General features: G+C 72.1%; 25 protein-coding genes and 1 tRNA gene. 14 read left to right on the top strand and 12 right to left on the bottom strand.

Translation table 11 applies throughout. The features are described 5' to 3' along the window. Nucleotides 1-214 precede the first annotated feature (214 nt). From DAI17_RS10700 to DAI17_RS10690, 3 genes are all read left to right on the top strand, one after another. The gene (locus DAI17_RS10700) at nucleotides 215-1120 is read left to right on the top strand and encodes a tetratricopeptide repeat protein (protein WP_107772902.1); all 906 of its coding nucleotides are present in this window, start codon (nucleotides 215-217) and stop codon (nucleotides 1118-1120) included. Nucleotides 1121-1275: 155 nt separating this feature from the next. After that, a complete protein-coding gene (locus DAI17_RS10695) occupies nucleotides 1276-1803 on the top strand; it encodes a DUF3145 domain-containing protein (RefSeq protein WP_234412438.1) in 528 nt (175 codons plus the stop codon). A gap of 80 nt (nucleotides 1804-1883) precedes the next feature. Continuing rightward, entirely contained in the window at nucleotides 1884-3023 is a 1140-nt protein-coding gene (locus tag DAI17_RS10690; protein WP_234412437.1) for a YibE/F family protein, read from the top strand. On the opposite strand, the gene DAI17_RS10685 is transcribed toward DAI17_RS10690, so the two are convergent. From DAI17_RS10685 to DAI17_RS10655, 7 genes are all read right to left on the bottom strand, one after another. Further along, complete coding sequence (locus tag DAI17_RS10685) at nucleotides 3009-3413, bottom strand: hypothetical protein (protein WP_107772899.1); 405 nt, start codon at nucleotides 3411-3413, stop codon at nucleotides 3009-3011. The two genes, DAI17_RS10690 and DAI17_RS10685, sit on opposite strands and share 15 nt — an antisense overlap. A gap of 67 nt (nucleotides 3414-3480) precedes the next feature. Next, nucleotides 3481-4911 carry an acyl-CoA carboxylase subunit beta gene (locus tag DAI17_RS10680; RefSeq protein ID WP_107772898.1) on the bottom strand — a complete coding sequence of 477 codons (1431 nt, stop codon included), beginning with the start codon at nucleotides 4909-4911 and terminating at the stop codon, nucleotides 3481-3483. Continuing rightward, nucleotides 4911-6161, bottom strand: a complete 1251-nt coding sequence (locus DAI17_RS10675; RefSeq protein WP_107772897.1) for a beta-ketoacyl-[acyl-carrier-protein] synthase family protein — start codon at nucleotides 6159-6161, stop codon at nucleotides 4911-4913. The genes DAI17_RS10680 and DAI17_RS10675 overlap by 1 nt, the downstream gene beginning before the upstream one ends. Before the next feature lie 86 nt (nucleotides 6162-6247). After that, nucleotides 6248-6493: an acyl carrier protein gene (locus DAI17_RS10670; protein ID WP_056886223.1), complete on the bottom strand. Its 246-nt coding sequence runs from the start codon at nucleotides 6491-6493 to the stop codon at nucleotides 6248-6250. Between the two features lie 74 nt (nucleotides 6494-6567). Next, nucleotides 6568-7584 (bottom strand): beta-ketoacyl-ACP synthase III, encoded by a 1017-nt coding sequence (locus DAI17_RS10665; protein WP_107772896.1) that lies wholly within the window; start codon nucleotides 7582-7584, stop codon nucleotides 6568-6570. Then, nucleotides 7584-8771, bottom strand: a complete 1188-nt coding sequence (locus DAI17_RS10660) for an acyltransferase domain-containing protein (protein ID WP_107772895.1) — start codon at nucleotides 8769-8771, stop codon at nucleotides 7584-7586. Before DAI17_RS10660 ends, DAI17_RS10665 begins: the two co-directional genes overlap by 1 nt. A gap of 99 nt (nucleotides 8772-8870) precedes the next feature. Then, entirely contained in the window at nucleotides 8871-10046 is a 1176-nt protein-coding gene (locus DAI17_RS10655; RefSeq protein ID WP_107772894.1) for a PucR family transcriptional regulator, read from the bottom strand. A gap of 113 nt (nucleotides 10047-10159) precedes the next feature. Here DAI17_RS10655 and DAI17_RS10650 point away from each other — a divergent pair, with 113 nt between their 5' ends. Then, nucleotides 10160-11161 (top strand): alpha/beta fold hydrolase, encoded by a 1002-nt coding sequence (locus DAI17_RS10650; protein ID WP_234412436.1) that lies wholly within the window; start codon nucleotides 10160-10162, stop codon nucleotides 11159-11161. Between the two features lie 10 nt (nucleotides 11162-11171). Here DAI17_RS10650 and aceE read toward each other — a convergent pair whose 3' ends face one another. After that, entirely contained in the window at nucleotides 11172-13955 is a 2784-nt protein-coding gene (gene aceE, locus DAI17_RS10645) for a pyruvate dehydrogenase (acetyl-transferring), homodimeric type (protein WP_107772893.1), read from the bottom strand. Nucleotides 13956-14125: 170 nt separating this feature from the next. Between aceE and DAI17_RS10640 the strand changes: the two genes are divergently transcribed. From DAI17_RS10640 to DAI17_RS10615, 6 genes are all read left to right on the top strand, one after another. Further along, complete coding sequence (locus DAI17_RS10640; RefSeq protein WP_107772892.1) at nucleotides 14126-14557, top strand: DUF3052 domain-containing protein; 432 nt, start codon at nucleotides 14126-14128, stop codon at nucleotides 14555-14557. A gap of 46 nt (nucleotides 14558-14603) precedes the next feature. Continuing rightward, nucleotides 14604-16229 (top strand): AMP-binding protein, encoded by a 1626-nt coding sequence (locus tag DAI17_RS10635; protein WP_107772891.1) that lies wholly within the window; start codon nucleotides 14604-14606, stop codon nucleotides 16227-16229. Then, on the top strand, nucleotides 16226-16693 hold the full coding sequence (locus tag DAI17_RS10630) for a peroxiredoxin (protein ID WP_107772890.1): 468 nt from the start codon (nucleotides 16226-16228) through the stop codon (nucleotides 16691-16693). Before DAI17_RS10635 ends, DAI17_RS10630 begins: the two co-directional genes overlap by 4 nt. Nucleotides 16694-16841: 148 nt before the next feature. Continuing rightward, nucleotides 16842-16916 (top strand) — tRNA-Val (locus tag DAI17_RS10625). Nucleotides 16917-17036: 120 nt separating this feature from the next. Continuing rightward, entirely contained in the window at nucleotides 17037-17417 is a 381-nt protein-coding gene (locus tag DAI17_RS10620) for a hypothetical protein (protein WP_107772889.1), read from the top strand. A 3-nt stretch (nucleotides 17418-17420) separates the two neighbouring features. Next, nucleotides 17421-18317: a serine/threonine-protein kinase gene (locus DAI17_RS10615; RefSeq protein WP_107772888.1), complete on the top strand. Its 897-nt coding sequence runs from the start codon at nucleotides 17421-17423 to the stop codon at nucleotides 18315-18317. A gap of 12 nt (nucleotides 18318-18329) precedes the next feature. Here the strand turns inward: DAI17_RS10615 and DAI17_RS10610 are convergent, their stop codons facing one another. Genes DAI17_RS10610 through DAI17_RS10600 form a run of 3 tightly spaced genes read right to left on the bottom strand, consistent with a single transcriptional unit; the run spans nucleotide 18330 to nucleotide 20876 of the window. After that, nucleotides 18330-19004: a response regulator transcription factor gene (locus tag DAI17_RS10610; protein WP_107772887.1), complete on the bottom strand. Its 675-nt coding sequence runs from the start codon at nucleotides 19002-19004 to the stop codon at nucleotides 18330-18332. After that, a complete protein-coding gene (locus tag DAI17_RS10605; protein WP_107772886.1) occupies nucleotides 18989-20509 on the bottom strand; it encodes a sensor histidine kinase in 1521 nt (506 codons plus the stop codon). The genes DAI17_RS10610 and DAI17_RS10605 overlap by 16 nt, the downstream gene beginning before the upstream one ends. Continuing rightward, nucleotides 20439-20876, bottom strand: a complete 438-nt coding sequence (locus DAI17_RS10600; RefSeq protein ID WP_107772885.1) for a hypothetical protein — start codon at nucleotides 20874-20876, stop codon at nucleotides 20439-20441. The genes DAI17_RS10605 and DAI17_RS10600 overlap by 71 nt, the downstream gene beginning before the upstream one ends. A gap of 183 nt (nucleotides 20877-21059) precedes the next feature. Between DAI17_RS10600 and DAI17_RS10595 the strand changes: the two genes are divergently transcribed. The 3 genes from DAI17_RS10595 to DAI17_RS10585 are packed head-to-tail and all read left to right on the top strand — an operon-like array spanning nucleotide 21060 to nucleotide 24510. Next, a complete protein-coding gene (locus tag DAI17_RS10595) occupies nucleotides 21060-22592 on the top strand; it encodes an AMP-binding protein (RefSeq protein ID WP_107772884.1) in 1533 nt (510 codons plus the stop codon). 20 nt (nucleotides 22593-22612) lie between these two features. Continuing rightward, nucleotides 22613-23773 carry a Nif3-like dinuclear metal center hexameric protein gene (locus tag DAI17_RS10590; RefSeq protein WP_107772883.1) on the top strand — a complete coding sequence of 387 codons (1161 nt, stop codon included), beginning with the start codon at nucleotides 22613-22615 and terminating at the stop codon, nucleotides 23771-23773. A 20-nt stretch (nucleotides 23774-23793) separates the two neighbouring features. Beyond that, nucleotides 23794-24510 (top strand): zinc ribbon domain-containing protein, encoded by a 717-nt coding sequence (locus DAI17_RS10585; RefSeq protein WP_107772882.1) that lies wholly within the window; start codon nucleotides 23794-23796, stop codon nucleotides 24508-24510. Nucleotides 24511-24565: 55 nt separating this feature from the next. Here the strand turns inward: DAI17_RS10585 and DAI17_RS10580 are convergent, their stop codons facing one another. Beyond that, nucleotides 24566-25369 carry an alpha/beta hydrolase gene (locus DAI17_RS10580; RefSeq protein ID WP_107772881.1) on the bottom strand — a complete coding sequence of 268 codons (804 nt, stop codon included), beginning with the start codon at nucleotides 25367-25369 and terminating at the stop codon, nucleotides 24566-24568. Between the two features lie 52 nt (nucleotides 25370-25421). Here DAI17_RS10580 and DAI17_RS10575 point away from each other — a divergent pair, with 52 nt between their 5' ends. Then, complete coding sequence (locus DAI17_RS10575; protein ID WP_199905055.1) at nucleotides 25422-26651, top strand: MFS transporter; 1230 nt, start codon at nucleotides 25422-25424, stop codon at nucleotides 26649-26651. Nucleotides 26652-26658 lie beyond the last annotated feature (7 nt).

Genomic DNA, 26658 nt, shown 5'->3' with positions numbered 1-26658 from the left:
GCAACCGAGAGGCTGTGGGAGAGTAGGACGCCGCCGGACATACATTGGGAGAGGGGCCGCCACCAGGCGGCCCCTCTTTCCCATTTCCCCACCTGCCCGCCGCCACGCGCTGCGGACGAGGCAGTAGCGTGGGCGCTGGTCGTACATGCGGCCAGACCCGCAGCGCCCCCACATCAGCACAGTGAGTCATCACCGTCCCGGAAGGACCATCGACGTGGCCGAGGATCGTCGTAGCCAGCGCCCCACTCGCAGCGGGGGGAAGCCGCCTGCCCGCGGTGGTTCGGCCGGTCGGGGTGGCAAGGGGTCGGCAGGGCCCCGTTCGGGTGACTCCCGGGGGAGTGCCCCCCGAGGTGCGGGCGCCCGCGGCGGTGACCGCAAGCCCCGCCAGGGGGACTGGAAGCGTCCCCGTGAGGAGCAGGGTCCGCGAACGACGGATCAGGCGAAGTACGACGGCCCGCCGCTGCCTCCGGAGATCACCGGCAAGGAGCTCGACCGCGGCATCGCGGCCCAGCTGAAGGGCCTGCCCGAGAAGCTGGCGGCCAGGGTTGCACGGCACCTCGCGGCCGCCGGGATGCTCATCGACGAGGACCCCGAGACGGCGTACCAGCACACCCTCGCCGCGCGGGCTCGCGCGTCGCGGATCGCCATCGTGCGCGAGGCGGTGGGGGAGTCGGCGTACGCCGCCGGCCACTATGCCGAGGCGCTCTCCGAGCTGCGCGCGGCCAAGCGCATGAACGGCGCCACGGACTACCTGCCGATCATGGCCGACTGCCACCGTGCCCTCGGCCAGCCCGAGCAGGCGCTCAAGCTCGCCAAGAGTCCCTCGGTGGCCAACTTCGCCCCCGAGGCCAAGGCCGAGATGACGCTGGTCGAGGCCGGCGCTCGCCGTGACATGGGGCAGCTCGACGCGGCGCTCCGCACCCTCGAGCTGGCCCCCCTCCAGTCCAAGAGCAGGGCTCCGTGGGTGGTGCGGCTGCGCTACGCCTACGCCGACACCCTCGAGGCCGCCGGCCGGGAGTCGGACGCCCTGGCGTGGTTCCACCGCACGCACGCCATCGACAGCACCGAGATCACCGACTCCGCCGCCCGTGCGGAGCTGCTCGAGAAGCGGATGGACTGACACGCGGGAGCGGACGTGGTGTCCCACTGGCATTCCCACGCAACTTCGGCCACAATGGGGACACTAATCACATAGGTGTCACTCGACCGACTGAGATCCGTTGTGCAGACCGCTGGGGAAGGCGCACCTGGGCGCCGGAACTCAAGGAGGTCATGGTGACCACACGCACTCACGCCCGCCCGGACGGACCCGGGACCCGGGGCATCCTCTACGTGCACTCAGCTCCCTCTGCCCTGTGCCCCCACATCGAGTGGGCGGTGGGCGGAGTCCTCGGCGTGGCCGTGAGCCTGGACTGGACCCCCCAGCCCGCGCAGCCCGGCACCTACCGGGCTGAGCTGTCGTGGAGCGGTTCCGCCGGCTCGGCGGCTGCGGTGGCATCGGCGCTGCGTGGCTGGAACCACCTGCGCTTCGAGATCACCGAGGAGCCGACGCCCTCGAGCGAGGGCACCCGCTTCTCGTTCACGCCCGAGCTCGGCGTCTTCCACGCAGTCACGGGCCTGCACGGCGACATCATGATCCCGGAGGACCGGCTGAAGGCGGCCGTCGTCAAGGCCGCGCTCGGTGAGACGACGCTGCTCAACGAGATCGACAAGCTGCTCGGCAAGCCGTGGGACGACGAGCTGGAGACCTTCCGGCACGCCGGCGACGGTGCTCCGGTCCGCTGGCTGCACCAGGTGGTCTGAGCGCGCGAGCGGTGTGAGAGGTTGGCCGCATGGGGGCCCACCACTCTCACCGCGCGCCGCGGGTCCACACGTCCGGCCCGGTGACCAGGATCCTCCTGGCCGGACTCGCGCTCGCGGCGCTGGCGACCGTCGTCGGGCTCGTCGCCCTGTGGCCCTCGGAGGACCGGCCGGCGAGCCCCTACGCAGCCGAGGGCGTCACCTACCCCCGCGCGCAGGTGGTAGCGAAGGGGGAGGCATGCCCCGTCGTCACGCCGGAGACCTTCGAGGACTACCCGGAGGGGTGCGACCAGGTCACTGTGCGACTCCTCGACGACCAGGAGGTCGAGGAGGGGGTGCAGGTCCCGCCGGGCACGGTGAGCGGGGCCCTGGAGGTCGGGGACCGCGTGCTCCTGGCATCCATCCCCCAGGAGGGCGGCACCCGGTACGCCTGGGTCGGCGTCGACCGGACGATGCCGATCGCGGTGATGGCCGGTGCCTTCGTGCTGATCGTCGGCCTCATCGCCCGGCTGCGCGGTCTGCTGGCCCTGCTCGGACTCGTGCTGGCCGGCGGTGTGGTCGGGTTCTTCATGCTCCCCGCGCTGCTGACGGGGGAGTCGGGGATGCTCGTCGCGCTGGTGGGCTCGAGCGCGATCATGTTCATGGTCCTCTACCTCGCCCACGGTGTGTCCGTGCGCACCTCGACCGCCCTGGCCGGGACGCTCTTCGGCCTGCTGGTCACCGCCGGGCTCGGGCTGCTGGCCATCGACGCGGCCCGGTTGACCGGGCTCGGGGACGAGTCGGCGCTCCAGCTGAGGCTGCAGGCCACCGAGCTCGACTTCCGGGGCCTGCTCACCTGCGCCGTGATCGTGGCCGGGCTGGGAGTCCTCAACGACGTGACCATCACGCAGAGCTCGGCGGTGTGGGAGCTGCGGGACGCGGCCCCGGGGATGTCCCGCGCCCGGATCTTCGCCTCGGGGATGCGGATCGGGCGCGACCACATCGCCTCGACCATCTACACCATCGTCTTCGCCTACGCCGGGACCGCGCTGGCGGCGCTGCTGCTGATCGCGCTCTACGACCGGCCGCTGCTCGACGTGCTGAGCGACGAGATCATCTCCGAGGAGATCATGCGCACGCTGGCCTCGGCCATCGGGCTGGTGCTCGCCGTCCCGGTGACGACCGCGATCGCCGCCGCCACCGTGGCGCCGGCCGCCGACCCGGAGGGTTCAGCGGCGCCGTAGCCGGAAGGTCGCCTCCGGGAGCAGCACCTCGGTGCCCTCGCTGGGGTCGTCGTACGCGACCAGCTTGGCCCGGACCGTGAAGCGGCCGGGTCGCGTCGCCCACCGGCACAGGCGGTATGCGGCGCGCTGCGCCTGGGGATCGTAGGGACCGAGGAAGGCGTGGGATGCGACGCCCTCGCCCCGGGGGTCCACGACGGTCGTCTCGAGGGACCAGTCGTCGAACGGCGTCCGGACGGTGTAGTCGAAGGAGTAGGTGTGGCAGCCGCGGCGGAGCTTGTCGTCGGCCGCGTGCACGCTGCCGCCGACCTCGCTCGCCCCGGCGGGGGTGGTGCTGCCGAGCCCGAGGAGGCCGAGCAGCAGCACCTGACCGATGAGGACGAGACGTGGCACGGCGGTTCCCCCTGTGGCGTAGGACACACGTCCAACGCGGGGGAGGTCCGTGGGTTACGGACCCGGGTCAGAGCGGGATGTTGCCGTGGTGCCCGCGGTGCACGCCCGAGGTGTCGATCTCGTGGCGGAAAGCGGCCGCGATGGCGCTGCGGGTGCGGTCCGGCTCGACCACCTCGTCCACGACGCCGATCTCGACGGCCTTGTCGACGCCGCCGGCGATCCGCTCGTGCTCGGCGGCAAGCTCGGCCTCGACCTGCGGCCGGATCTCGGGGGAGACCTCGGCGAGCTTGCGCCGGTGCAGGATGCGGATGGCGGCCACGGCACCCATCACGGCGACCTCGGCGCCCGGCCAGGCGAGCACGCGGGTGGCCCCGAGCGAGCGGGCGTTCATGGCGATGTAGGCGCCGCCGTAGGTCTTGCGGGTGACCAGGGTGACCCGGGGGACCACGCACTCGCCGAAGGCGTGCAGGAGCTTGGCGCCACGTCGTACGACGCCGTCCCACTCCTGCCCGACGCCGGGCAGGTAGCCCGGGACGTCCACCAGGACGATCAGCGGCACGCCGAAGGCGTCGCACATCCGCACGAAGCGGGAGGCCTTCTCGGCCGACAGCGAGTCGAGGCAGCCGCCGAGGCGGAGCGGGTTGTTGGCCACCACACCGACCGTGCGACCGCCGAAGCGGCCCAGGGCGGTGACGATGTTGGGGGCCCAGCGGGCGTGCAGCTCCTGCATGGTGCCGTCGTCGAGGACCGCCTCGACGAGGGGGTGCACGTCGTAGGCGCGCTTCTTGGACTCCGGGAGGATCGCCGCGAGGTCGCGGTCCTCGACGGCGTCGACGTCGAGGCTGTGCTGCGCGCCGAGGAGGGACGCGACCGTGCGCGCCCGCTCGAGGGCCTCGGCCTCGGACTCGGTGAGGACGTGGACCACGCCGGAGCGGCGGCCGTGCGGCTCGGGGCCGCCGAGGCGCAGCATGTCGACGTCCTCGCCGGTGACGGAGCGGACGACGTCGGGACCGGTGACGAAGATGCGACCCTCGGGGCCGAGGATGACCACGTCGGTGAGGGCAGGACCGTAGGCCGCGCCGCCGGCCGCGGGGCCGAGGACGACGGAGATCTGCGGGATCGTCCCGGAGGCCTGGGTCATCACCTGGAAGATGCGGCCCACGGCGTGCAGGGACAGCACGCCCTCGGCGAGCCGGGCCCCGCCGGAGTGCCACAGGCCGATGATCGGCACACCGTCGGTGATCGCCCGGTGGTAGGCGTCGACCACGACCCGGCAGCCGAGGTCGCCCATCGCACCGCCCATGACGGTCGCGTCGCTGCAGAAGGCGACGACGGCCGTGTCGTTGACCCGTCCGGTGGCCGCGAGCATGCCGGAGTCGTCGTCGGGGGTCAGCAGCTCGAGCGTGCCCTCGTCGAAGAGGGCGGTGAGCCGGTGGACCGGGTTGCGCGGGTCCTGCTCGCGGGGGAGCTTGGCCGGCTTGGCCGCCGTCGTGGTCATCAGATGCTCCCGAAGGCCACGGCCACGTTGGCGCCGCCGAACCCGAAGGAGTTGTTGAGGGCGACGATGTCGCCGTCGGGGAGCTTGCGGGCCTCGGTCGGGATGTCGAGGTCGACCTCGGGGTCCTTGTCGTCGAGGTTGATCGTCGGCGGGCTCGTGCGGTCGCGCAGCGCCATCACGGTCGCGACGGCCTCGAGCGCACCGGCGCCGCCGAGGAGGTGGCCGGTCATCGACTTGGTGCTGGTCACCACGCAGCGGTCGACGTGCTCGCCGAGCACCGCGTGCAGCATGAGCCCCTCGGCGATGTCGCCCTTGGGGGTGGAGGTGGCGTGCGCGTTGACGTGCACCACGGTGGCGGGGTCGACGTCGCCCTCCCGCATGGCCATCTGGATGGCACGCGTGCCGCCGCGACCCTCCGGGTCGGGCTGGGCGATGTCGTGGGCGTCGTTGCTGATGCCGGCGCCGAGGACGGTCGCGTAGATCGTCGCGCCGCGGGCGCGCGCGCTGTCCTCGGACTCCAGGACCAGGACGGCACCGCCCTCGCCGAGCACGAAGCCGTCGCGGGCGACGTCCCAGGGACGCGAGACCGCGGTCGGGTCGCCGCCCTCCTCGCTGCCGGTCTTGGACAGCGCCATCATGTTGGCGAAGGCGGCCATGGGCAGCGGGTGGATGGCGGCCTCGGTGCCGCCGGCGAGCACCACGTCGGCGCGGCCGAGACGGATGAGGTCGATGGCCATCGCGATCGCCTCGTTGCCCGAGGCGCAGGCCGAGGTCGGAGCGTGCACCGCGGCGCGGGCGCCGTACTTGAGGCTCACGTTGGCCGCGGGCGCGTTGGGCATGAGCATCGGCACCGCGAGCGGCGAGACGCGGCGCGGACCCTTCTCGAGGAGGGTGTCGTAGTTGGAGAGCAGGGTGGTGACCCCGCCGATGCCGGAGGCCAGGGCGACGGCAAGCCGCTCGGGCTCGAGCCCGGATCCCTCGAGGCCCGCGTCGGCCCACGCCTGGTCGGCCGCGACCATGGCGAACTGGCTCGAGCGGTCGAGGCGGCGAGCCTTGACCCGGTCGAGCACCTCGGTCGGCTCGACGGCCACCCGGCCGGCGATCTTGACCGGCAGCTGCTCGGCCCAGTCGTCGGTGAGGTGGCCGACACCGGACTGTCCGGCCAGCAGCGCCTGCCAGGTGGACTTCACGTCACCGCCGACCGGGGAGGTGGTGCCCAGTCCGGTGACCACTACGCGGGTCGAGCTCATCTGGTCTTCCGTTTCTCGAGTGGGGGTGGTGCGGGGGGAGGAGGGCCGGTGGCCGGGCGGGTGGCCCGGCCACCGGTGCGACCTCGTCAGCCCTGGGCGCGCTCGATGAAGGCGACGGCGTCGCCGACGGTCTTGAGGTTCTTGACCTCGTCGTCGGGGATGGTGACGCCGAACTTCTCCTCGGCCGCCACGACGACCTCGACCATCGAGAGCGAGTCGACGTCCAGGTCGTCGACGAACGACTTGTCGAGCTGCACGTCGTCGGCGTCGATGCCGGCGACCTCGTTGACGATCTCGGCGAGGTCGGCGCGGATCTCTTCGGTGGTGGCCATGGGGCCTTCCTTTCGGGTGGGTACTGCTCGGTTGGGTGTTGCGGTGGTGAGACGGGGGACCCGGCTGCCGCGGGTCAGGGGACGCGCACGACCTGGGCGGCGTAGGAGAGGCCGGCTCCGAAGGCGATCAGGAGCGCGGTGTCGCCGGACCTGGCCTCGCCCTCCTCGATCATCCGGTCGAGCGCGAGCGGGACCGACGCCGCCGAGGTGTTGCCCTGGTCGGCGATGTCGCGCGCGATCCTGACGTGCGCCGGGAGCTTCATGGCCCGTGCCATCGCGTCGATGATGCGCATGTTGGCCTGGTGGGGGACGAAGACGTCGAGGTCGTCGAGGGTGATGCCGGCCCGGTCGAGCGCCTGCTGGCCGATCTTGGCCATGGCGAACGACGCCCAGCGGAACACGGGGTTGCCCTGCATCACCAGGTGCGGCATCACCCCGCTGCCCGGCGCCTCGGGGCTGCCGACCACGTCGCGCCAGTCCTCGCGCTGGCGGATCAGGTCGAACTGCTCCCCGTCGGACCCCCACACGACCGGACCGATGCCCGGGGTGTCACTGGGTCCGACGACCGCGGCACCGGCGCCGTCGGCGAAGATGAAGGCCGTCCCGCGATCGGTGAGGTCGAGGATGTCGGTGAGACGCTCGACGCCGATGACCAGGACGTGGCGTGCGCTGCCGGCGCGGACGAAGTCCGAGGCCAGGGCGATCCCGTGGCAGAAGCCGGAGCAGGCCGCGGAGATGTCGAAGGCGGCGGCCTGGTCGGTGCCGAGCTCGTGGGCGATCGCGGTGGCCACCGCCGGCGTCTGGAGGAGGTGGCTGACGGTCGCGACCACGATGCAGTCGATCTGGCGGGCGTCGAGGCCGGCCCGCTCGAGGGCGATCCGCGACGCCTCGACGGACATCATCTGCACCGACTCGTCCTGGTCGGCCCAACGGCGCGTCTTGATGCCGGAGCGCTGCTGGATCCACTCGTCGCTGGAGTCGATCGCGTCGACGACGGCGGAGTTGGGGACGACGCGGCGGGGCCGGTAGGCGCCGATGCCGAGGATCGCGGCGTGGGGCGCGCCCGTGGCCGTGGCGATGGTGGCGCCCATCAGTGGCCACCGCCCTGCGGGTGCAGGCGCACCAGTGGCTGGCCGGGGGAGACGATGTCGCCGTCCTCCACCAGCCACTCGACGACCTGGCCGCCGTGCAGCGCGGTGACAGGGGTCCGGTCACGGGTGCTGGCAACCTCGCCGATGGTGAGGCCGGCCGCCAGCACGTCGGTGTCGACCGCCTCGGCAGAGCGGTGGAAGGTGCCCTTGCCCGGGGAGACGACCATCCGCCAGGTGGGGGTGGTCTCGATGACGGACTGCTCGCCGTGCTTGTCGACGAAGGCGCGGGCGTCGTCGAGCTGGTCGGGGGTCTTGAGCGCGAAGGTCTCCACGCCCTTCATGGCCCGCTTGGCGATGCCGGTGAGGGTGCCCGCCGGCGGCATCTCCAGGAGGCCGGTGACGCCGAGGTCGAGCATGGCGTCCATGCACAGGTCCCAGCGCACCGGCGCGGCGATCTGGCCGACGATGCGGGCGAGCACCTCGCGGCCGTCGTGGACGACCTGGCCGTCGCGGTTGGAGATGACCGCGGTGCGCGGGTCGTGGGTGGAGACCGACCGGGCGAGACCCGCGAGGTGACCCACCGCCGGCTCCATGTGCGTGGTGTGGAAGGCGCCGGCGACGCTCAGCGGGACGAGACGGGCCTTGGCCGGGGGAGCGTCGGCGAACGCCGCGAGCTGCTCCATCGTGCCGGCGGCCACGATCTGGCCCGGGCCGTTGTCGTTGGCGGGGGTGAGGCCGTGCGAGGCGATGGCCGCCAGCACCTCGTCGCGGTCTCCGCCGAGGACGGCCGTCATGCCGGTGGGGGTCTGCGCGGCGGCGTCGGCCATCGCCTTGCCCCGCTCGCGGACCAGCACCATCGCCTGCTCGGCGGTGATGACCCGCGCGCCGGCGGCGGCGGCGATCTCGCCGACGCTGTGGCCGGCCACGGCACCGACGCGCTGGAAGGCGTCGCTCGGGTGCGGGAAGAGGTCCAGCGCGGCGATCAGCCCGGTGGCGACCAGCAGCGGCTGGGCGATCTCGGTCCGCCGGATGGTCTCGGCGTCCGCCTGGGTGCCGTAGTGGGCCAGGTCGAGGCCCGCCACGGTGGAGAGCCAGTCGAACCGGCTGGCGAACGTGGGGTCCTCGAGCCAGGGCTCGAGGAAACCGGGGGTCTGGGCACCTTGGCCTGGAGCGACGATGACGAGCACACGTCAAGCGTGGCGGGTCGCGGTGGTCTCGCGCCGGGTCGAGGTTCACGAAAACGAGGGTGAATTCTTTGTGGGAACCCTACAAACGTGTGGAGGGTGTCACTCGCGGCCGGACTGGCGGCCGAGGATGAGCGCGATCTGGATCGTGAAGGCATCCCGGGGGCGGGTCGGGGTGAGGCCGGTGACCTCCGCGGCCTGCTTGAGCCGGTAGCGCACAGTGTTGGGGTGCACGAACAGGGTGCGTGCCGTCGCCTCGATCGAGCCCCCGTGCAGGAAGTAGGTCGACAACGTCTCGATGAGCGTCCCCCGGGCGCTCACCAGCGGCAGGTAGACGTCCTCGACGAGGCTGCGCCGCGCGTGCCCGTCGCCGGCGAGGGCGCGCTCGGGCAGCAGCTCGTCGCTGCGGACGGGCCGCGGGGCCTGGGGCCAGCCGGTCGCGGAGCGGTGGGCCGACAGCGCGGCGCGGGCCGAGGAGTGGGCGTGGGAGAGGTCCGGGGCGACGGGTCCGACGACGACGGGTCCCTCCCCGAAGTGGTCGATGATCCGCAGCGCGGACTTGTGGGGATCGTCCACCCCGCCGAGGATGACCACCAGGCGGTCGCCCTGGGTGGCGCACAGGGCGTCCATGCCGTGGGCCACGGCCGTGCGGCGTACGTCCTCGAAGACGTCGGTCTCGGTCCGCTGCGCCGGGACCAGGCCCAGCACGACGGCCACGTCGCCGCGCCCGCCCCAGCCCAGCGCGCTGGCGCGGGACAGCACGGTCTCGTCGGCCTCGGAGCGGAGCACGGCGTCCACGACGAGCGCCTCGAGCCGTGCGTCCCAGGCGCCGCGCACCTCCGCGGCGCGGGCGTAGACCTCCGCGGTCGCGAAGGCGACCTCACGGGCGTAGCGGAGCACCGCCTCGTGGACGGAGGGGGCGTCCGGGGGCTCGAGGATGTCGTCGATGTTGGCCTCGACCACCTCGATGGTGAGCCGCACCAGGTCGACGGTCTGCTGGAGGGTGATGGCGCCGGTGAGCTCGCGGGGCGCGGCGCCGAAGACCGAGGCGGTCAGCGTGGCGGCCGGCCCGCCGCCGGTGTCGCCGTACCAGTCGACGAAGCCCTTCACGCCGGCCTGGACGATCACCCCGACCCACGAGCGGTCCTCGGCGCTCAGGTCGTCCCACCACGACATGTGGGTGGACATCGCTGCCGTGGCCGCGGTGCTGAGGCTGCCCGTCGCGCGCTGCAGCGCGGCGGAGATGCGGTCCCGCTGCACCTGCTCGTCGCTGCCCATGGCCCGAGATTAGCCATCCCCGGCGGAAAGACACCCCCGCGGGGAGGGGCGGCCCCTCCCGAAGTGGAACAGGTTCTGGTTGAATCTGGCATTCCCCCCACTCAGGAGGTCCGGTGAGCGGCAACGCTGCAGGCACACGGGCACAGGTCCAGCACGTCACCATCCACGGGCACCGACGCGCGTACGTCGTGCGCGGCTCGGGCCCCGCGCTGCTCCTGCTCCACGGGCTCGGGTGCGACCACACCACGTGGGCCCCGGTCATCGACTCGCTCGCCCGCCGCTACACCGTGGTCGCGCCCGACCTCCTCGGCCACGGCCAGTCCGACAAGCCGCGGGCCGACTACAGCGTCGGCGGCTACGCCAACGGCATGCGCGACCTGCTCACCGTGCTCGGCATCGACCGGGTCAGCGTGGTCGGGCACAGCTTCGGGGGCGGGGTGGCGATGCAGTTCGCCTACCAGTTCCCCGAGCGCACCGAGCGGCTGATCCTCGTCGGCTCCGGTGGCCTCGGTCCCGAGGTCAGTCCGGCGATCCGGGCCATCACCACGCCCGGCTTCCAGCAGGCCATGGGCGTGCTCACCCTGCCCGGGGTGCGGCACGCGGGCCGGGCCGGGCTGCGTGCGCTGGCCGCCACCGGCATCCGCGCCACGCGCGACCTGGCCGAGGTGGCCGACATCTACGACTCGTTCAAGGACCCGCGCACGCGGGCCGCCATCCGGCACGTCGTCCGCGCGGTGGTCGACTGGCGGGGCCAGATCGTCACCATGTCCGACCGCGCCTACCTCACCGAGGCGATGCCGATGTGCGTCGTGTGGGGGCGCAACGACCAGGTCATCCCGGTCCGCCACGCCAACCACGCGGTGGCCCTCGCCCCGACCGCGCGGGTGGAGATCATCCCCAACGCGGGCCACTTCCCGCACAAGGACCACCCGCAACGCTTCGTGAAGATCGTCAACGACTTCATCCGGACGACCGAGCCGGCCGTCTACGAGCGCGGGCGGTGGCGCGAGCTGCTCGACAGCGGGCCGGACGTGGTGGCACGGCAGGCCGAGGCGGGCGAGGCGCCGGTCGCGCCGGTGCGCACCCTCGACGTGAGGACGGGCACCGGCGCGTAGGCGACGCGCCTCAGGCGTCGCCGCCCTCCTGCTTGACGTCCTTGACCGCGGTCGGGTCGTCGATGCGGTACTTCTCCGAGGCCTCGACGACCTTGGTGGCGTCGATCTCGCCGGCGTCGGCGAGGGCCTGGAGCGCCTGGACCACGACGCTCTGGGCGTCGATGTGGAAGAAGCGCCGGGCGGCGGGCCGCGTGTCGGCGAAGCCGAACCCGTCGGCGCCGAGGACCCGGTAGTCGGCCGGAACCCAGCGGGCGATCTGGAGCGGGACGGCGCGCATGTAGTCCGACACCGCGACCACCGGACCGGAGACCCCGGCCAGCTTGTCGGCGACGTAGGGGGTGCGCTTGTCGTCGGCCGGGTGGAGCAGGTTGTGCTCCTCGGCCGCGACGGCGTCGCGCGCCAGCTCGTTCCAGGAGGTCACCGACCAGGTGTCGGCCTGCACGCCCCACTCCTCGGCGAGGATGCGGGCCGCGTCCTGCACCCACGGGTAGCCGACGCCCGAGGCGAGCAGCTGGACCCGCGGTCCCTCGCCCTCGCCGGTGCTGACCTTGTGGATGCCGCGCAGGATGCCCTCGACGTCGACGTCGGAGGGCTCGGCCGGCTGGCTGACCGGCTCGTTGTAGACCGTGATGTAGAAGATCACGTCCTCCGCGTCGGCGCCGTACATGCGCTCGAGGCCGGACTGCATGATGTGGCTGACCTCGTAGGCGAACGCCGGGTCGTAGTGCACGACCGCCGGGTTGGTCGCGGCCAGGAGCGGGGAGTGCCCGTCGGCGTGCTGGAGGCCCTCACCGGTGAGCGTGGTGCGGCCGGCGGTGGCGCCGATCAGGAAGCCCCGCGCCAGCTGGTCGGCCATCGCCCAGATCGAGTCGCCGGTGCGCTGGAACCCGAACATCGAGTAGAAGATGTAGAACGGGATCATGTGCTCGCCGTGCGTGGAGTACGCCGAGCCCGCGGCCGTCGCGGACGCCACCGCGCCCGCCTCGGAGATGCCCTCGTGCAGCATCTGGCCCTGCTGGGACTCCTTGTAGGAGAGCAGGAGCTTGCGGTCGACGGACTCGTACTGCTGGCCACCGGGGTTGTAGACCTTGGCGCTCGGGAACATCGAGTCCATGCCGAACGTGCGGTACTCGTCGGGAGCGATGGGGACGAGGCGATCGCCGATCTCCGGGTCCTTCATCCAGTCCTTGAGGAGCCGGACGACGGCCATGGTGGTGGCGATCTTGTTCTTGCCGGAGCCCTGCTTGAGCTCGGAGTAGATCTCGTCGCCGGGGAGCTTGAGGGAGCTGGCACGCACGACCCGGCGCGGCACGGAGCCGCCGAGCTGCTTGCGGCGCTCCATCATGTACTCGATCTCGGGGGCGTCCTTGCCGGGGTGGAAGAACGGCGCGCCGCCGGTCTTCTCGTAGGACTCCTCGAGCTCCTTGTCGCTGATCGGCAGGTAGAGCCGGTCGCGGAACTTCTTGAGGTCCGCGGGGGTCAGCTTCTTCATCTGGTGGGTGGCGTTCTTGCCCTCGAGGGCGTCGATCGTCCAGCCCTTGATGGTGTGGGCGAGGATCACCGTCGGCTGGCCGGCGTGCTTGGTCGCGGCGTCGAAGGCGGCGTACACCTTGCGGTAGTCGTGGCCACCGCGCGGCAGCTTCTCGATCTGCGAGTCGCTCATGTGCTCGACCATCTTGCGCAGGCGCGGGTCGACGCCGAAGAAGTGGTCGCGGACGTAGGCGCCGTCCTCGGTGGAGTAGGTCTGGAACTGCCCGTCGGGCGTGGTGTTCATCCGGTTGACCAGGACGCCGTCCACGTCCTTGGCGAGCAGGGCGTCCCACTCGCGGCCCCAGACGACCTTGATGACGTTCCACCCGGCGCCTCGGAAGTTGGCCTCGAGCTCCTGGATGATCTTGCCGTTGCCGGTCACCGGGCCGTCGAGCTGCTGGAGGTTGCAGTTGATGATCCAGGTGAGGTTGTCGAGCTCCTCGCGGGCGGCGATGCGGATCGCGCCCAGCGACTCGGGCTCGGCCATCTCGCCGTCGCCCATGAAGGCCCACACGCGCTGCTGCGAGGTGTCCTTGATCTTGCGGTTGTGCATGTAGCGGTTGAAGCGCGCCTGGTAGATCGAGTTGATGGCCGTCAGGCCCATCGACACGGTCGGGAACTCCCAGAAGTCCGGCATGAGCCGGGGGTGCGGGTAGGAGGGCAGGCCCGCGCCGGCGCCGTGCTGGACCTCCTGGCGGAACCGGTAGAGCTGCTCCTCGGTCAGGCGGCCCTCGAGGAAGGCACGCGAGTAGACGCCGGGGGAGCCGTGGCCCTGGATGTAGATCTGGTCGCCACCTCCCTCGTGGTCCTTGCCCTGGAAGAAGTGGTTGAAGCCGACCTCGTAGAGGCTCGCGGACGACTGGTAGGTCGCGATGTGGCCGCCGACCTCGAGGCCCTTGCGGTTGGCGCTGGAGACCATGACGGCGGCGTTCCAGCGGATGAACGCGCGGATGCGGCGCTCGATGTCCTCGTCGCCCGGGAACCACGGCTCACGCTCGGGCGGGATGGTGTTGATGTAGTCGGTGCTGCGCAGCGCGGGTACGCCGACCTGCTTCTCGCGGGCCCGCTCCAGCAGACGCAGCATCACGTAGCGAGCGCGCTCGCGGCCCTTGTCGTCGAGCATCGCGTCGAAGGAGTCGATCCACTCGAGGGTCTCGTCCGGGTCGATGTCGGGAAGCTGCGTGGGCAGTCCCTCGTGGATGACCGCGCGGGGGTGGGCGGCGGCGGACGAGGGGGTCTCGGAGGTCTTGGACTCTTCACTCACGTGTGCATCGTGTCACGCACGGACGACCTACGAAATCTACCCACGAGTATGCCTCGCCAGCGGACGCGGACGCCCGTTCAGCGGGACAGGGTTGCGACTCGGCAGCAACTCCGGTGGACTACGTCCCACTTCCGCAGATATGCGGACCACATGACGAACGGAGGCGTGGCGTGAGCTCGACGGTGGGTGGCGGAGCCGCCCCGGCAACAGGTGCCGCAGAGCGACTGGGCATCGTGCCCGGCATGGTCATCCAGGAACTCGGCTGGGACAACGACGTCGACGACGAGCTCAGGGTCGCGATCGAGGACACCATCGACGGGGACATGGTCGACGGCGACTACGGCAACGTGGTCGACGCCGTGATCCTGTGGTGGCGCCGGGACGACGGAGACCTCGTGGACGGACTGGTCGACGCGTTGACCGACCTCGTCGGCGGGGGTGCCATCTGGCTGCTCACGCCCAAGGTGGGCCGGCCGCAGAGCGTCGACGCCGCGGACGTCGCCGAGGCGGCGCCCATCGCGGGACTGTCGCAGACCACGACGGCCGCGGTCAGCGCGGACTGGCAGGCCAGCAAGCTGGTCGCCCCCAAGACCCCGGCCTGACCCACGACCCCGACCCGTCAGGACCGACACCCGTGAGACACACCTCGTGAAGTCGCTGCGCGCCCACGCCCTCGACGCGGCCACGACCCTGCGCGTGCTCGGCGGCGCCGGTGTCATCCGCCCCTACGGACCGCGCACCCTCGTGTCGCTCGGACGCACGCTGGTGCGGTGGGGGACCGGGCCGGCGGGCGGCTTCGCATCGCTGGCCGTGCGCGACCCCGACCGGGTCGGGCTGGTCGACGAGCTCGGTGAGCTGACGTTCGGTGAGCTCCACCGCCGCAGCAACGCCCTGGCCCGCGGGCTCGCCGGCCTCGGTGTCCGCGAGGGCGACTCGGTGGCGGTCATGTGCCGCAACCACCGGGGCTTCGTCGACGCGTCCGTGGCCACGGCCAAGCTGGGTGCGGACCTGCTCTACCTCAACACCGCGTTCGCCGGACCGCAGCTCGTCGACGTCCTGGAGCGGGAGCAGCCGGCCGTGGTCGTCCACGACGAGGAGTTCACCGACCTGCTGGCCGCAGCCCACGTGGAGCAGCGCCTGGTCGCCTGGGCGGACTCGGACCGGGGAGACACGATCGAGGCGCTCATCGGCAGCCACGACGACGCCGAGCTCGACGCGCCCCAGCGGCACGCGCGCATCGTCATCCTGACCAGCGGCACGACCGGCACCCCCAAGGGAGCCCCGCGCAACGAGGCCGGCATCGACGCCGCGGTCTCGATGCTCTCGCGGCTCCCGCTGCGCCACGGGTGGCGCACCCACATCGCGGCGCCGCTGTTCCACACCTGGGGCTTCGCGCACCTCGCCCTGGCGATGCTGCTGGGCTCGACGGTCGTCCTGCAGCGCAGGTTCGACCCCGAGAACGCGCTGCGCACCGTCGAGGAGCACCGGTGCCAGTCACTGGTGGTCATCCCGGTGATGCTCCAGCGGATCCTCGCACTCGACGAGGAGGTGCTGGCCCGCTGGTCGCTGCCGTCCCTGGAGGTGGTGGCCGCGTCCGGGTCGGCCCTCCCCGGGACGCTGGCGACCTCGTGGATGGACCACTTCGGGGACAACCTCTACAACATCTACGGCTCCACCGAGGTGGCCTACGCCTCCATCGCGACCCCGCAGGACCTGCGCGAGGCGCCCTCGTCGGCCGGCCGACCGCCGTACGGCACGGTCGTGCGCATCTTCGACGACGAGGGGCGGGAGGTGCCGACCGGGAGGACCGGACGGATCTTCGTGGGCAACAGCCTGCTCTTCGAGGGCTACACCGGCGGGGGCACCAAGGACATGATCGACGGCCTGATGGCCACCGGCGACGTCGGACGCTTCGACGACGCGGGACGGCTGTACGTCGAGGGCCGCGACGACGAGATGATCGTCTCGGGCGGCGAGAACGTCTTCCCCAAGGAGGTGGAGGACTGCCTGGTGGGTCACGAGGCCGTGGCCGAGGCCGCCGCCGTCGGGGTCGACGACCCCGACTACGGCACGCGCCTGCGGGCCTTCGTCGCCCGTCGGGCCGACGTCACCGAGGACGAGCTGAAGGAGCACGTGAAGACCAACCTGGCCCGCTACAAGGTGCCCCGCGAGATCGTCTTCCTCGACGAGCTGCCCCGCAACGCCACGGGCAAGGTGCTCAAGCGCGACCTGGCCCACTGGGACGACGGGGCCGGAGAGGACGGGCACGCATGACCGGGCTGACCCTGGGCGCGCCGGCGCCGGACTTCACGCTGCGGGACCAGTTCGGCCAGGACGTCACGCTCGGGTCCTTCCGCGGGAGCAAGGCCGTGCTGCTGCTGTTCTACCCGTTCGCCTTCTCCGGGATCTGCACCGGCGAGATGTCGGGCATCCGGGACCGGCTCGACGAGTTCATGACGTTCGACACCGAGGTGCTGGGCATCTCGTGCGACCCGGTCTACTCGCTGCGGGCCTTCGCGGACGCCGAGGGGCTCAACTTCCCGCTGCTCTCGGACTACTGGCCGCACGGCGAGGTGACGAAGGCCTACGAGGTCTTCAACGAGGCCAAGGGCGCGCCGTACCGCTCGTCGTACGTCGTCGACAGGGAGGGTGTCCTGCGCTGGGCCCTGCACAGCGCCAACGCCGACGGACGCGACCTCGACCAGCACCTCGAGCAGCTCCGGGCAGCGGTCGACTGACACTGGTCCAGACCACTGTCGAGAAAATTCGACCGATCTCGCGAAAAGGCGGGACACGTTTGGACCGCCCTCGTATCGTTCTACTTGTTGAACCGCTGGTGACCCGAGACGCCAGCGGTTCAACTCATTTCATAGGGTGGTCGGACGCGCGTCGGTAGCTCAGCGGTAGAGCACTCGGTTTACACCCGAGCGGTCGGCGGTTCGAAACCGTCCCGACGCACCAGCCCCTCCGGGGTTTCCTCGCATGAGAGCCGTCTCATCGGCGGCTCATGACATCCTCACGCCTCGTCGTCACAGTGGAGCTGTCCACCCGGGCCACCGGCCCACGACGAGAGGAACCGCCATGAAGAAGCTCCTCCCCACCACGCTGCTCGGCGTCGCGACGCTCACGGCCCTCGGCCTGGTCGGCATGCAGACGCCCGCCGTCAACGCCGACGAGGCGGTCAAGCGCGACGACGACGCGGTCGAGCTGGTCCTCGTCGCCGACGATGACGACGACGACACCAACGACGGCACCGTCGACGACGACGGGGACACCAGGTCGCGCAGCCGCGAGACCAACGACAACACCAACAGCCGCTACACCGCGGTGAGCCGCGACCGCGACAAGAGCCGCGGGGACAAGACGCGTGACTGGACCCGCGACGGAGCCGGTGACAAGAAGAAGCGCGACTGGTCGGCGAACAGCACCAACGACCGCAGCCGCAACGACACCCGCCGCTGAGCCATGGCGCACAGGGCAGACGAGACGCCTCGGGAGCGGGGCTGGGGGCTGGCCGAGGGCGACGCCGTCACGCCCGAGCTGACCGCGGTCCGCAGGCTCGGCGGCGGCGCGGCGTACGAGGCGTGGCTGGCCTTCGACGAGGTGACCTACTCGCCCGTCGTGGTCAAGCTGCTCCGCCCCGACCAGGTCGATGACGACTCCTCCCGGCGCGGCCTGCGCCGGGAGGTGGCCGCCCTGGCCGCGGTCAACCACCCCGTGGTCGTCCGGGGCCTGCGGCACGACCTCGACGGGGCGAGGCCGCACGTCGTCCTCGAGCACGTCGACGGGCCCCGCCTGTCGACCCTGGTGCGTCGCCACGGACGCCTGCAGGAGCAGCAGTACCTCCCACTGGCCATCGACGTCGCCGCGTCGTTGCACTACCTGCGCCACATCGGGTGGACGCACCTGGACATCAAGCCCAGCAACATCATCATGGGTGCGCCCGCGCGCCTCATCGACCTCTCGGTGGCCCGGCCGGAGGAGGACGCCCGCCGGCTGCGTCACCTCATCGGGACCGACGCCTACATGGCCCCGGAGCAGTGCGACCCGGGCGAGGTCGCGCCGTCCTGCGCGAGCGACGTCTGGGGCCTCGGTGCGACCCTCTTCGAGGCCGTCGCGGGGCATCGGGCGTTCGACGACCCGAGCCCGCGGGCGGACACACTCGAGGAGAGGTTCCCGCAGGTCGCGGCCGCGCCGCGGGACCTGCCCGCCGGGGTGCCGGACGAGGTCGTGAAGGTGGTCGCGGCGATGCTCCAGCGCGACCCTTCGGCCCGGCCGGCCCCGCACGAGGTGGTCGACGCGCTCGAGCCGGTGCTCGCACGCCAGCCGCGCGGCAGCCTCGCGGGCTTCAAGGTGCGCTGACCCGCCGGTCGGTCACGCGGGTCGGAACCGGTAGCCGACGCCCCGGACGGTCGCGATCGTGTCGGCTCCCACCTTGCGGCGCAGGTAGCCGACGTAGACGTCCACGACGTTGGACCCCGGGTCGAAGTCGTAGCCCCACACGTGGTCGAGCAGCTGCTCGCGGGTCAGCACCTGGCCCGGGTTGAGCATGAAGATCTCGGCCAGCGCGAACTCCCGGGCGGACAGGTCGAGCTGCGTCCCGCCGACGGACACCCGACGGGTCCGCCGGTCGAGCTCCACGCCGCCGACGCGGAGGACCTCCTCGTGCGCGCGGGCGTCCGGGGCCTCGGCGGTGCGCAGCCGCAGCCGGATGCGCGCCATCAGCTCGGCGAAGCGGAACGGCTTGGCCATGTAGTCGTCGGCCCCGTTGTCCAGGGCCGCCACCGTGTCGGTCACCGAGTCGCGGGCCGTCAGCACGACCACCGGCATCCGGCTGCCCTGGGACCGCAGCTGGTCGAGCACCTCGAAGCCGTCCATGCCGGGCAGCCCGATGTCGAGCACCAGCAGGTCGTAGCGCCCCGACAACGCCTCGTCGAGGCCGCCCGGCCCGTCCCCGACGACCGTGGGGCGGTGCCCCTCGGCCCGCAGGCCCTTGGCGACGAACGAGGCGATCCGCTCCTCGTCCTCGACGATCAGGATCTGGGCCATGGGGAGGTCTCCTCGGGAGTGGCGGGCAGGACGAGCTCGAAGCGGGCGCCGGGCGGCGTACCTCCCGGGCGGGCGTCGCTGACGGTGACGGTGCCCCCGTGGGCCTCGGCGATGGCACGCACGATGGAGAGGCCCAGGCCGAAGCCCTCGTCGCCGGGGCGTACGTCGCCGCGCCCGAACCGCTCGAAGATCGCGTCCCGGTGGTGCTCGGGGACGCCGGGGCCGGTGTCGCGGACCCACAGGCGCAGGACGCCCCGGTCGCGGGCCGAGCCGATGGCGACGGTGTCACCGGGGGACGTGTGCTTGACGGCGTTGTCGGCGAGCTGGAGGACGGCCTGGGTGATCCGCTGCTCGTCCACCTCGACGGTGCCGTCGGCGACCTCGTCGAGCTGCCAGTCGCGGTCCCCGAGGCCGCGGGCGGTGGCGAGCAGCGTCGGGGTGAGCGTCGCGAGGTCCACCGGCGCCGGGGCGAGGAAGTCGGGCCGGCGCGACTTGGCCAGCACGATCAGGTCACCCACGAGGCGTGACATCCGGTCGGACTCGGACAGCAGCAGGTTGCGGGTCTCCCGGACCTCGTCCGGGTCGTCGGGGTCCAGCAGCTCGAGGTGGCCGCGCAGGACGGTGAGCGGCGTCCTGAGCTCGTGCCCGGCGTCGTCGAGGAACTGGCGCTGGGCGGTGAACCCGGCGTCGAGGCGCTCGAGCATCCGGTTGATGGTGCGGGTGAGGTCGGTGATGTCGTCGTTGCCCTGCTCGGGGATCCGGCGCGAGAGATCGGTCGCGGTGATGTCGCGCGCGGTCTCCTCCAGCACGCGCAGCGGGGCCAGCAGACGGCCGGACTGGAAGGCCGCGATGGTGGTGATCAGGCCCAGCGAGAGCAGCGCGACCAGGGTGTAGGTGCGCAGCGTCCGGTCGAGCTCGACGTGCTCGTCGGCCAGGAAGTTGACGATGACCAGCGAGCCCTGGCTGCCGGTGTTGCTGACCGGCACGACGGTCACCCAGACCTCGCCGAACTGCTCGGAGTCCAGCACCTCGGTGCCGCCGCCGGCCGCGTCGGCGAGGGCCTGCTGGTACGCCGGCTCGTCGAGGACCTCCTGCCCGTAGCGGTTGGCGGTGCGCTCGGCCCGCTCGCCCCGGACGTAGCCCACGAGCATCTCGTCGTCGTCGGGCACGTTGCGGCTCAGGAACACGTTGAGGAGCCGGCCCACGTCGTCGAAGGCCTGCCCGGTGTTGGGGTCGATGCGCAGCTCGCGGAACTCGGCGATCTCCTGGTCGATCTGCTCGTTGACGGCGCGCTCGATCCGGGCCGACTCCAGGGCGTGGACCAGCAGGCCCGCCCCCGCCATCGCCACCGCGGTGAGCAGCGCGATGACGACCGTGATCCGGGTCCGGACCGAGACCTGAGCCAGGGGGCCGCGACGTGGTGGACGGACGGGATCAGTCGTCGTCCCCGTCGTCGTCGGCGTTGGCGTCGTCGTCCTCGCCGTCGTCGGCCTCGTCGTCGTCATCGTCCCCATCCGGGCCGTCGTCATCGTCGTCATCGTCGTCGTCCACGGGCCTGGGCTGCGGGGTGACGACCGTGGCGTCATTGTCCTCCACGTCGTCCTGCCCGTCCGGGGTCGCACCGCGGCTCGTCTGCGCGCCCGTGCCGGGGCTCGTCGCCGGGCTCGCTCCCGGACGCGGCGACGGCCGGCGCTTCTCCCGGCGGTCGCGGGCGCGGGCCGGGTCGGGGGACGAGGCGGGGGCGTCCTGGATGATCACCGGTGCGCGGTCGCTCGGGTCGTAGGAGCGCGACGACACGAGCGAGCCCGCGACGTACGCCGTCATGGGCACGACCAGTGCCAGCACGACCAGCGCCTTGACCCACCCGCTCACGCCACCACAGTCGCCCGGGTCGATGGAAGCACGATGAGACGGGGATGAGAGGTCTCTCATCCCCGGTCCCGGTCGCCACTCGTCGCGCCGCGGCTGCCGTCCGTCGCGCGGGCAGGACGGAGCCCTCGCCGCCCCGTGGTGACGCGTGCCACAGTGTCGGCAGCCCCGACGAGGAGGAGAGCCATGTTCGTCCCGTTCAGCGTCACCGACTTCATCGACCGAGCCCGGACCGTCTACGGCGAGCGCGTCGGGGTGGTCGACGAGCCCCACCAGCCGGCGCCGTCCCTGGGGGACCTGACCTACGCCGAGGTCGCGGCGCTGGCGCGCCGGCAGGCGGCCAGGCTCGACCAGCTCGGGCTCGAGGCGGGAGACAGGGTCGCGGTCGTGTCGCACAACAGCGCACGGCTGCTGACGTCGTTCTTCGGCGTGGCCGGCTCCGGACGCGTGCTGGTGCCGGTCAACTTCCGGCTGCGGCCCGACGAGGTCTCCTACATCGTCAAGCACTCCGGCGCCCGCGTGCTGTACGTCGACCCGGAGCTCGACGAGGACCTGTCCGGGGTGACTGCGGAGCACCGATTCGTGCTCGGTGACGACGACGACATGTTCGCAGCGTCAGGCGTCGAGCCCCGCCCGTGGGAGCCCGACGAGAACGCCACCGCCTGCATCAACTACACGTCCGGGACCACCGCGCGCCCCAAGGGCGTGCAGATCACGCACCGCAACATCTGGGTCAACGCGGTCACCTTCGCGATGCACGCGGGGGTCACCGACCGGGACGTCTACCTGCACACGCTGCCGATGTTCCACGCCAACGGCTGGGGGATGCCGTTCGCGATGACGGGGCTGGGCGTTCCGCAGGTGGTGCTGCGCAAGGTCGACGGCGCCGAGATCCTGCGCCGGGTGCGTGACCACGGGGTGACGGTGATGTGTGCCGCGCCCGCCGTCGCCGCGGCGGTGCTGGAGGCCGCACAGACCTGGGAGGGCGAGATCCCCGGCCGGGACCGCGTGCGCATCATCATGGCCGGGGCGCCGCCGCCCACCAAGACCGTCGTGCGCGTCGAGGAGGAGCTGGGCTGGGAGTTCGTCCAGATCTACGGCCTCACCGAGACCTCCCCGCTGCTCACCATCAACCGCTCGCGCGCCGAGTGGGACGACCTGTCGGCCGAGGAGCGCGCGACCCGGCTCACCCGGGCCGGTGCGCCCGCGCTCGGCGTACGCCTGCGGACCGACGAGCACGGCGAGGTGCTCGCGCGCTCCAACGTCGTCCTGGAGGGCTACTGGGAGCAGCCGGAGGAGACGGCCAAGGCGCTGGACGGCGGCTGGTTCCACACCGGTGACGGCGGCACGATCGGCGACGACGGCTACCTCACGATCAGCGACCGCAAGAAGGACGTGATCATCACCGGCGGCGAGAACGTCTCCTCGATCGAGGTCGAGGACGTGCTCTTCTCCCACCCGGCGGTCGCCGAGGTGGCGGTCATCGGCGTGCCGAGCGAGAAGTGGGGCGAGACGATCAAGGCGCTCGTCGTGCTGGCCGAGGGCGCGACGGTCGACGAGGCGGAGCTCATCGCCTGGTGCAAGGAGAAGGCGGCGGGCTACAAGGCGCCCACCTCCATCGAGTTCCGCGAGGTGCTGGCCCGGACGGCCACCGGCAAGCTGCAGAAGTTCAAGCTGCGGCAGCCCTACTGGGAGGGTCGGGACCGGCAGGTCAACTAGGACGCCGCTAGCCTGCGCGCATGTCCACCCGCGCGGACCGCCCCACGCTCGCCGAGGTCGTCGACCTGCTCCACGGCTGGTACCCGCCCGCCACCGCGGGCTCGTGGGACGCCGTCGGCCTCGCGGCCGGCGATCCGGCGGCCGGGGTGGGACGCGTCCTGCTGGCCGTCGACCCCACCCTGGAGGTCGCGCAGGAGGCGGTCGCCTGGGGTGCCGACCTGCTGGTGACGCACCACCCGCTGTTCCTCAGCGCGGTCCACGGGGTCGCGGCGACCACGCCCAAGGGGCGCACGCTCCACGCGCTCACGACGGGCGGGTGTGCGCTGCTCACCGCCCACACCAACGCCGACCAGGCGGTCGGCGGGGTGTCGGAGTCGCTGGCGCTCGCCCTCGGCCTGCGCGACCTCGTCCCGATCCTGCCCGCGCCCGCACCACCCGTCGACAAGATCACCGTGCACGTCCCGGTCGAGCACGCCGAGGCGGTGCGGGTCGCGCTGGCCGAGGCCGGTGCCGGGACGATCGGTGACTACGACTCGTGCACCTTCACCACGACGGGCGAGGGACGCTTCCGTCCGCTGGCCGGCGCGTCGCCGACCATCGGCACGGTGGGCGACCTCGAGGTCGTCCCGGAGGCGCGGGTCGAGGCCGTGGTCCCGCGCTCGCGGCGTACGGCGGTCGTGCGAGCGCTGCTGGCGGCGCACCCCTACGAGGAGCCGGCCTTCGACCTCGTCGAGACGGCCGACGCCGGGCTCGCCACCACGGGCACCGGCCGGGTCGGCTCCGTGGAGCCCACCACGCTGCGCGCGTTCGCCGAGCACGTCGCCTCCGTCCTGCCCGCGACCGCGCACGGCGTGCGGGTGTCGGGGGACCCCGACCGCCCCGTACGCCGGGTGGCGCTGTGCGGGGGAGCCGGCGACTTCCTGCTCGACCGGCTGGCCGGGTCGGACGCCGACGTCTACCTCACCAGCGACCTGCGGCACCACCGGGCGGCCGAGTTCCGGGAGCACGACGGGCCGGCGCTGGTCGACGTCGCCCACTGGGCCGCCGAGTGGACGTGGCTGCCCGTGGTGCAGGCCCGCCTGCGCGAGGCCCTGGGCGATAGGGTCGAGACCCGCGTGAGCACCCGGTGCACCGACCCGTGGGACTTCCGAGCCACCAGCCCCGATCGAGGAGAGCGTTGAAAGCCGACCCGCAAGCCCAGTTGAAGCTGCTCGACCTCCAGGCGGTCGACGCGCGCATCGACCAGCTGCGCCACCAGCGACGCGCCCTGCCCGAGATCGCCCGGATCGCCGAGCTCGAGACCGGCCGGGGGGACGTCGACGACCGGCTCCGTGACGCCCGGATCGCCGTCGAGGACCTCACGGCGGAGCAGCGCAAGGCCGACGCCGACGTCGAGCAGGTGAAGGCCCGCCGCACCCGCGACCGCGAGCGGATGGACGCCGGCCTCATCACCAACCCCAAGGACCTCGAGCGGATGCAGCACGAGCTGGTCTCGCTCGACCGCCGGGTCACCACGCTGGAGGACACCGAGCTCGAGATCATGGAGCGGCTGGAGGAGGCCCAGGCGACGCACGACCGGCTGGCCGCCCAGCTCGCCGAGACCGACGCCCAGGTCGCCGAGCTGGTGGCCGCGCGCGACACCCGCTGGGCCGAGATCGACGAGCAGCTGGCTGCGGCCGAGGCCGAGCGCGGCCCCGCCGCCGAGGGGATCCCCGAGGACCTGATGGCGCTCTACGAGCGGCTGCGTGCCAAGAGCGGCATCGGGGCCGCCGAGCTGCGCGCCCGCCAGTGCGGGGGATGCCACATCACCCTGGACAACGCCGAGCTCGCGCAGATCAAGCGGACCTCCGCCGACGAGGTGGTGCGGTGCGAGGAGTGCCAGCGGATCCTGGTGCGCACCTCCGAGTCCGGCCTGTAGCGGACCTCATCGGGTGTGTCCCTCTCGGCTGGGGAGGGTGCGCCGGCAGCACTGCCTACCGCCAGAGCCAGCGCAGCGCGTCGGGCAGCAGCACGCCGGGATGGTTGGAGTCGTGTGCGCCGTCGCCGAGCACCAGTCGGGCGTCGTAGCCGGCGTGGAAGAGCGCGGCGGCGACGAGCAGGTTCTCCGCCAGCCAGTTGTCCTCGTGCTCGTCCCAGCCGAGGTCCCGGTGCCCGACGTGCAGCAGGATGCGCAGCGGTCTGGCGGGCTCGGACCCGATGAGCTCCGGGTAGGGGTTGCCTCCGACGACCTGCGGGAAGCTCGAGGAGAAGCCGACGACCTTCCCGAACGCGTCGGGCCGATGCCAGGCTGCCGTCAGGGCCGCGCTGCCACCGCTGCTGAACCCGCAGAGTCCACGCTCGGCCGGGTCAGTAGTGATGCGGACCTGCTGCTCGACCAGGGGCAGGACCTCGTCGGCGAGGAGGTCGGCGTAGCGGCTGTCGAATGCGTCGTACTCGGCGTTGCGGGCGACCGGTTCGACGAAGACGCCGATCATCGGCGGGATGTCGCTGGCTGCGATCAGGTTGTCCAGGACGGTCCCGGCCCGCAGGTCGTCCTCGGGGTCGAGGAAGCCCCCGCCGTCCTGGAAGACCATGCAGGGCAGCGCGCCGTCCGATGCTGCGGGTGCGTGCACCCAGATGTCGCGGCTCGTGCCGGGGAACGCTCGCGAGTCAGTGAGCTGCAGCCGGATCGTGCAGCCCGCCGTGACACCGGGTTGCGGTAGCGAGTCCGGCCCGTGGTCGTAGAGCACGTGGGACTGGTCGACCGCCAGCGGCTGGTAGGGGATCCGAGCATCCATGCCCGAGAACCTAACCTCCTGGCCGGCCAGTGCGCCGTGAGAAGGTGGCCGGGTGGGCGACGGGGGCGTGTTCATCTCCCGGTCGTTCCTTCGGTACTGGCGCGCCACAGCGGTCTCGGGGCTGGGCACGTACGTCACCGTGTTCGCGCTGCAGGCGCTGGTCGTGCTGACCCTGGACGGGACGGCCGCGGACGTCGGGTGGCTCAACGCTGCTCGCTGGCTGCCCTACCTGACCTTAGGGCTCGTCGTGGGGGCGCTCGTCGACGGCAGGCGCCGCCTTCCCCTGATGGTGAACACCGACCTTGCCCAAGCGGTGCTGCTGCTGCTGATCCCGGTGCTGTGGTGGCTCGAGGCGCTGTCGATGCCCGTGCTCCTGGCCGTCGTCTTCGCCTACGGCACCGCAGCCGTGGTCAACATGGCGGCGACGATGTCGTTCCTCCCGCGGTTGGTGGAGCGCGGCCGGCTCCAGCCTGCACACGCTCGTGTGGACGGAGCCGACGCTGTGTCGTCGGCAGCCGGTCCCGCGCTCGGTGGTCTGCTGGTCACCGCCGTCGGTGCACCCTTCGCGGTCGTCGTGGACTCCGCCACCTACCTCTACTCAGCACTCACCCTGCGCAGGATCGAGGTGGACGAGCCGCCACCACGCACCGGTGTCACGGCACGTCGGCTGCTCGGCGAGATCCTCGATGGCGTCCGCTGGGCCTACGGCGCATCGGGGCTGAGGACCCTGGCGATCGCCACCCACGGCTGGTTCGTCGGCAACGCCGTCGTCGGCGTCGTGCTGGCCCCGTACGCGTTCCTCGTGCTGGACCTCAGCGCCGCGGAGTTCGGCCTCGTCGGCGCTGCCGGGGGCGTCGGAGCCGCACTCGGCGCCGCCATCACGACCGCGGTCGGCCTACGCCTCGGAACCGGCCGGACGATCATCCTGTGCCACCTGCTCACGACCAGCGCCGTAGTCACCATGACGCTGGCCGGCCAGTCCTCGTACGCCGCCTGGGTGCTCGGGCTGGGCCAAGGCATCTACGGGCTGGCGATGGGCATGAGCAACTCGCACGAGATGAGCTACCGACAGCTCGTGACCCCCGACGCGCTGCAGGCGCGCACCAACACGACGCTGCGGTCGCTCAACCGGGCCGTCGTGGTCGTGGTCGCGCCCCTCGCGGGTCTGCTGGCAGACGCGGTTGGCATGCAGACCATGCTGGTCGTCGCCGCGGTGGCGTTCGGCGCCGTGGCCCTCGGCCTGGCCTCCACGTCGTTCAGGACCGTGCGAGCCCCCACCTGAGGGTCCG

The organism is Nocardioides sediminis, assembly GCF_003047295.1.
GTDB classification, from domain to species: domain Bacteria; phylum Actinomycetota; class Actinomycetes; order Propionibacteriales; family Nocardioidaceae; genus Nocardioides; species Nocardioides sediminis.
The sequence above is the reverse complement of the archived record's forward strand: the minus strand, read 5'-3'. Positions and strand labels throughout refer to the sequence as shown.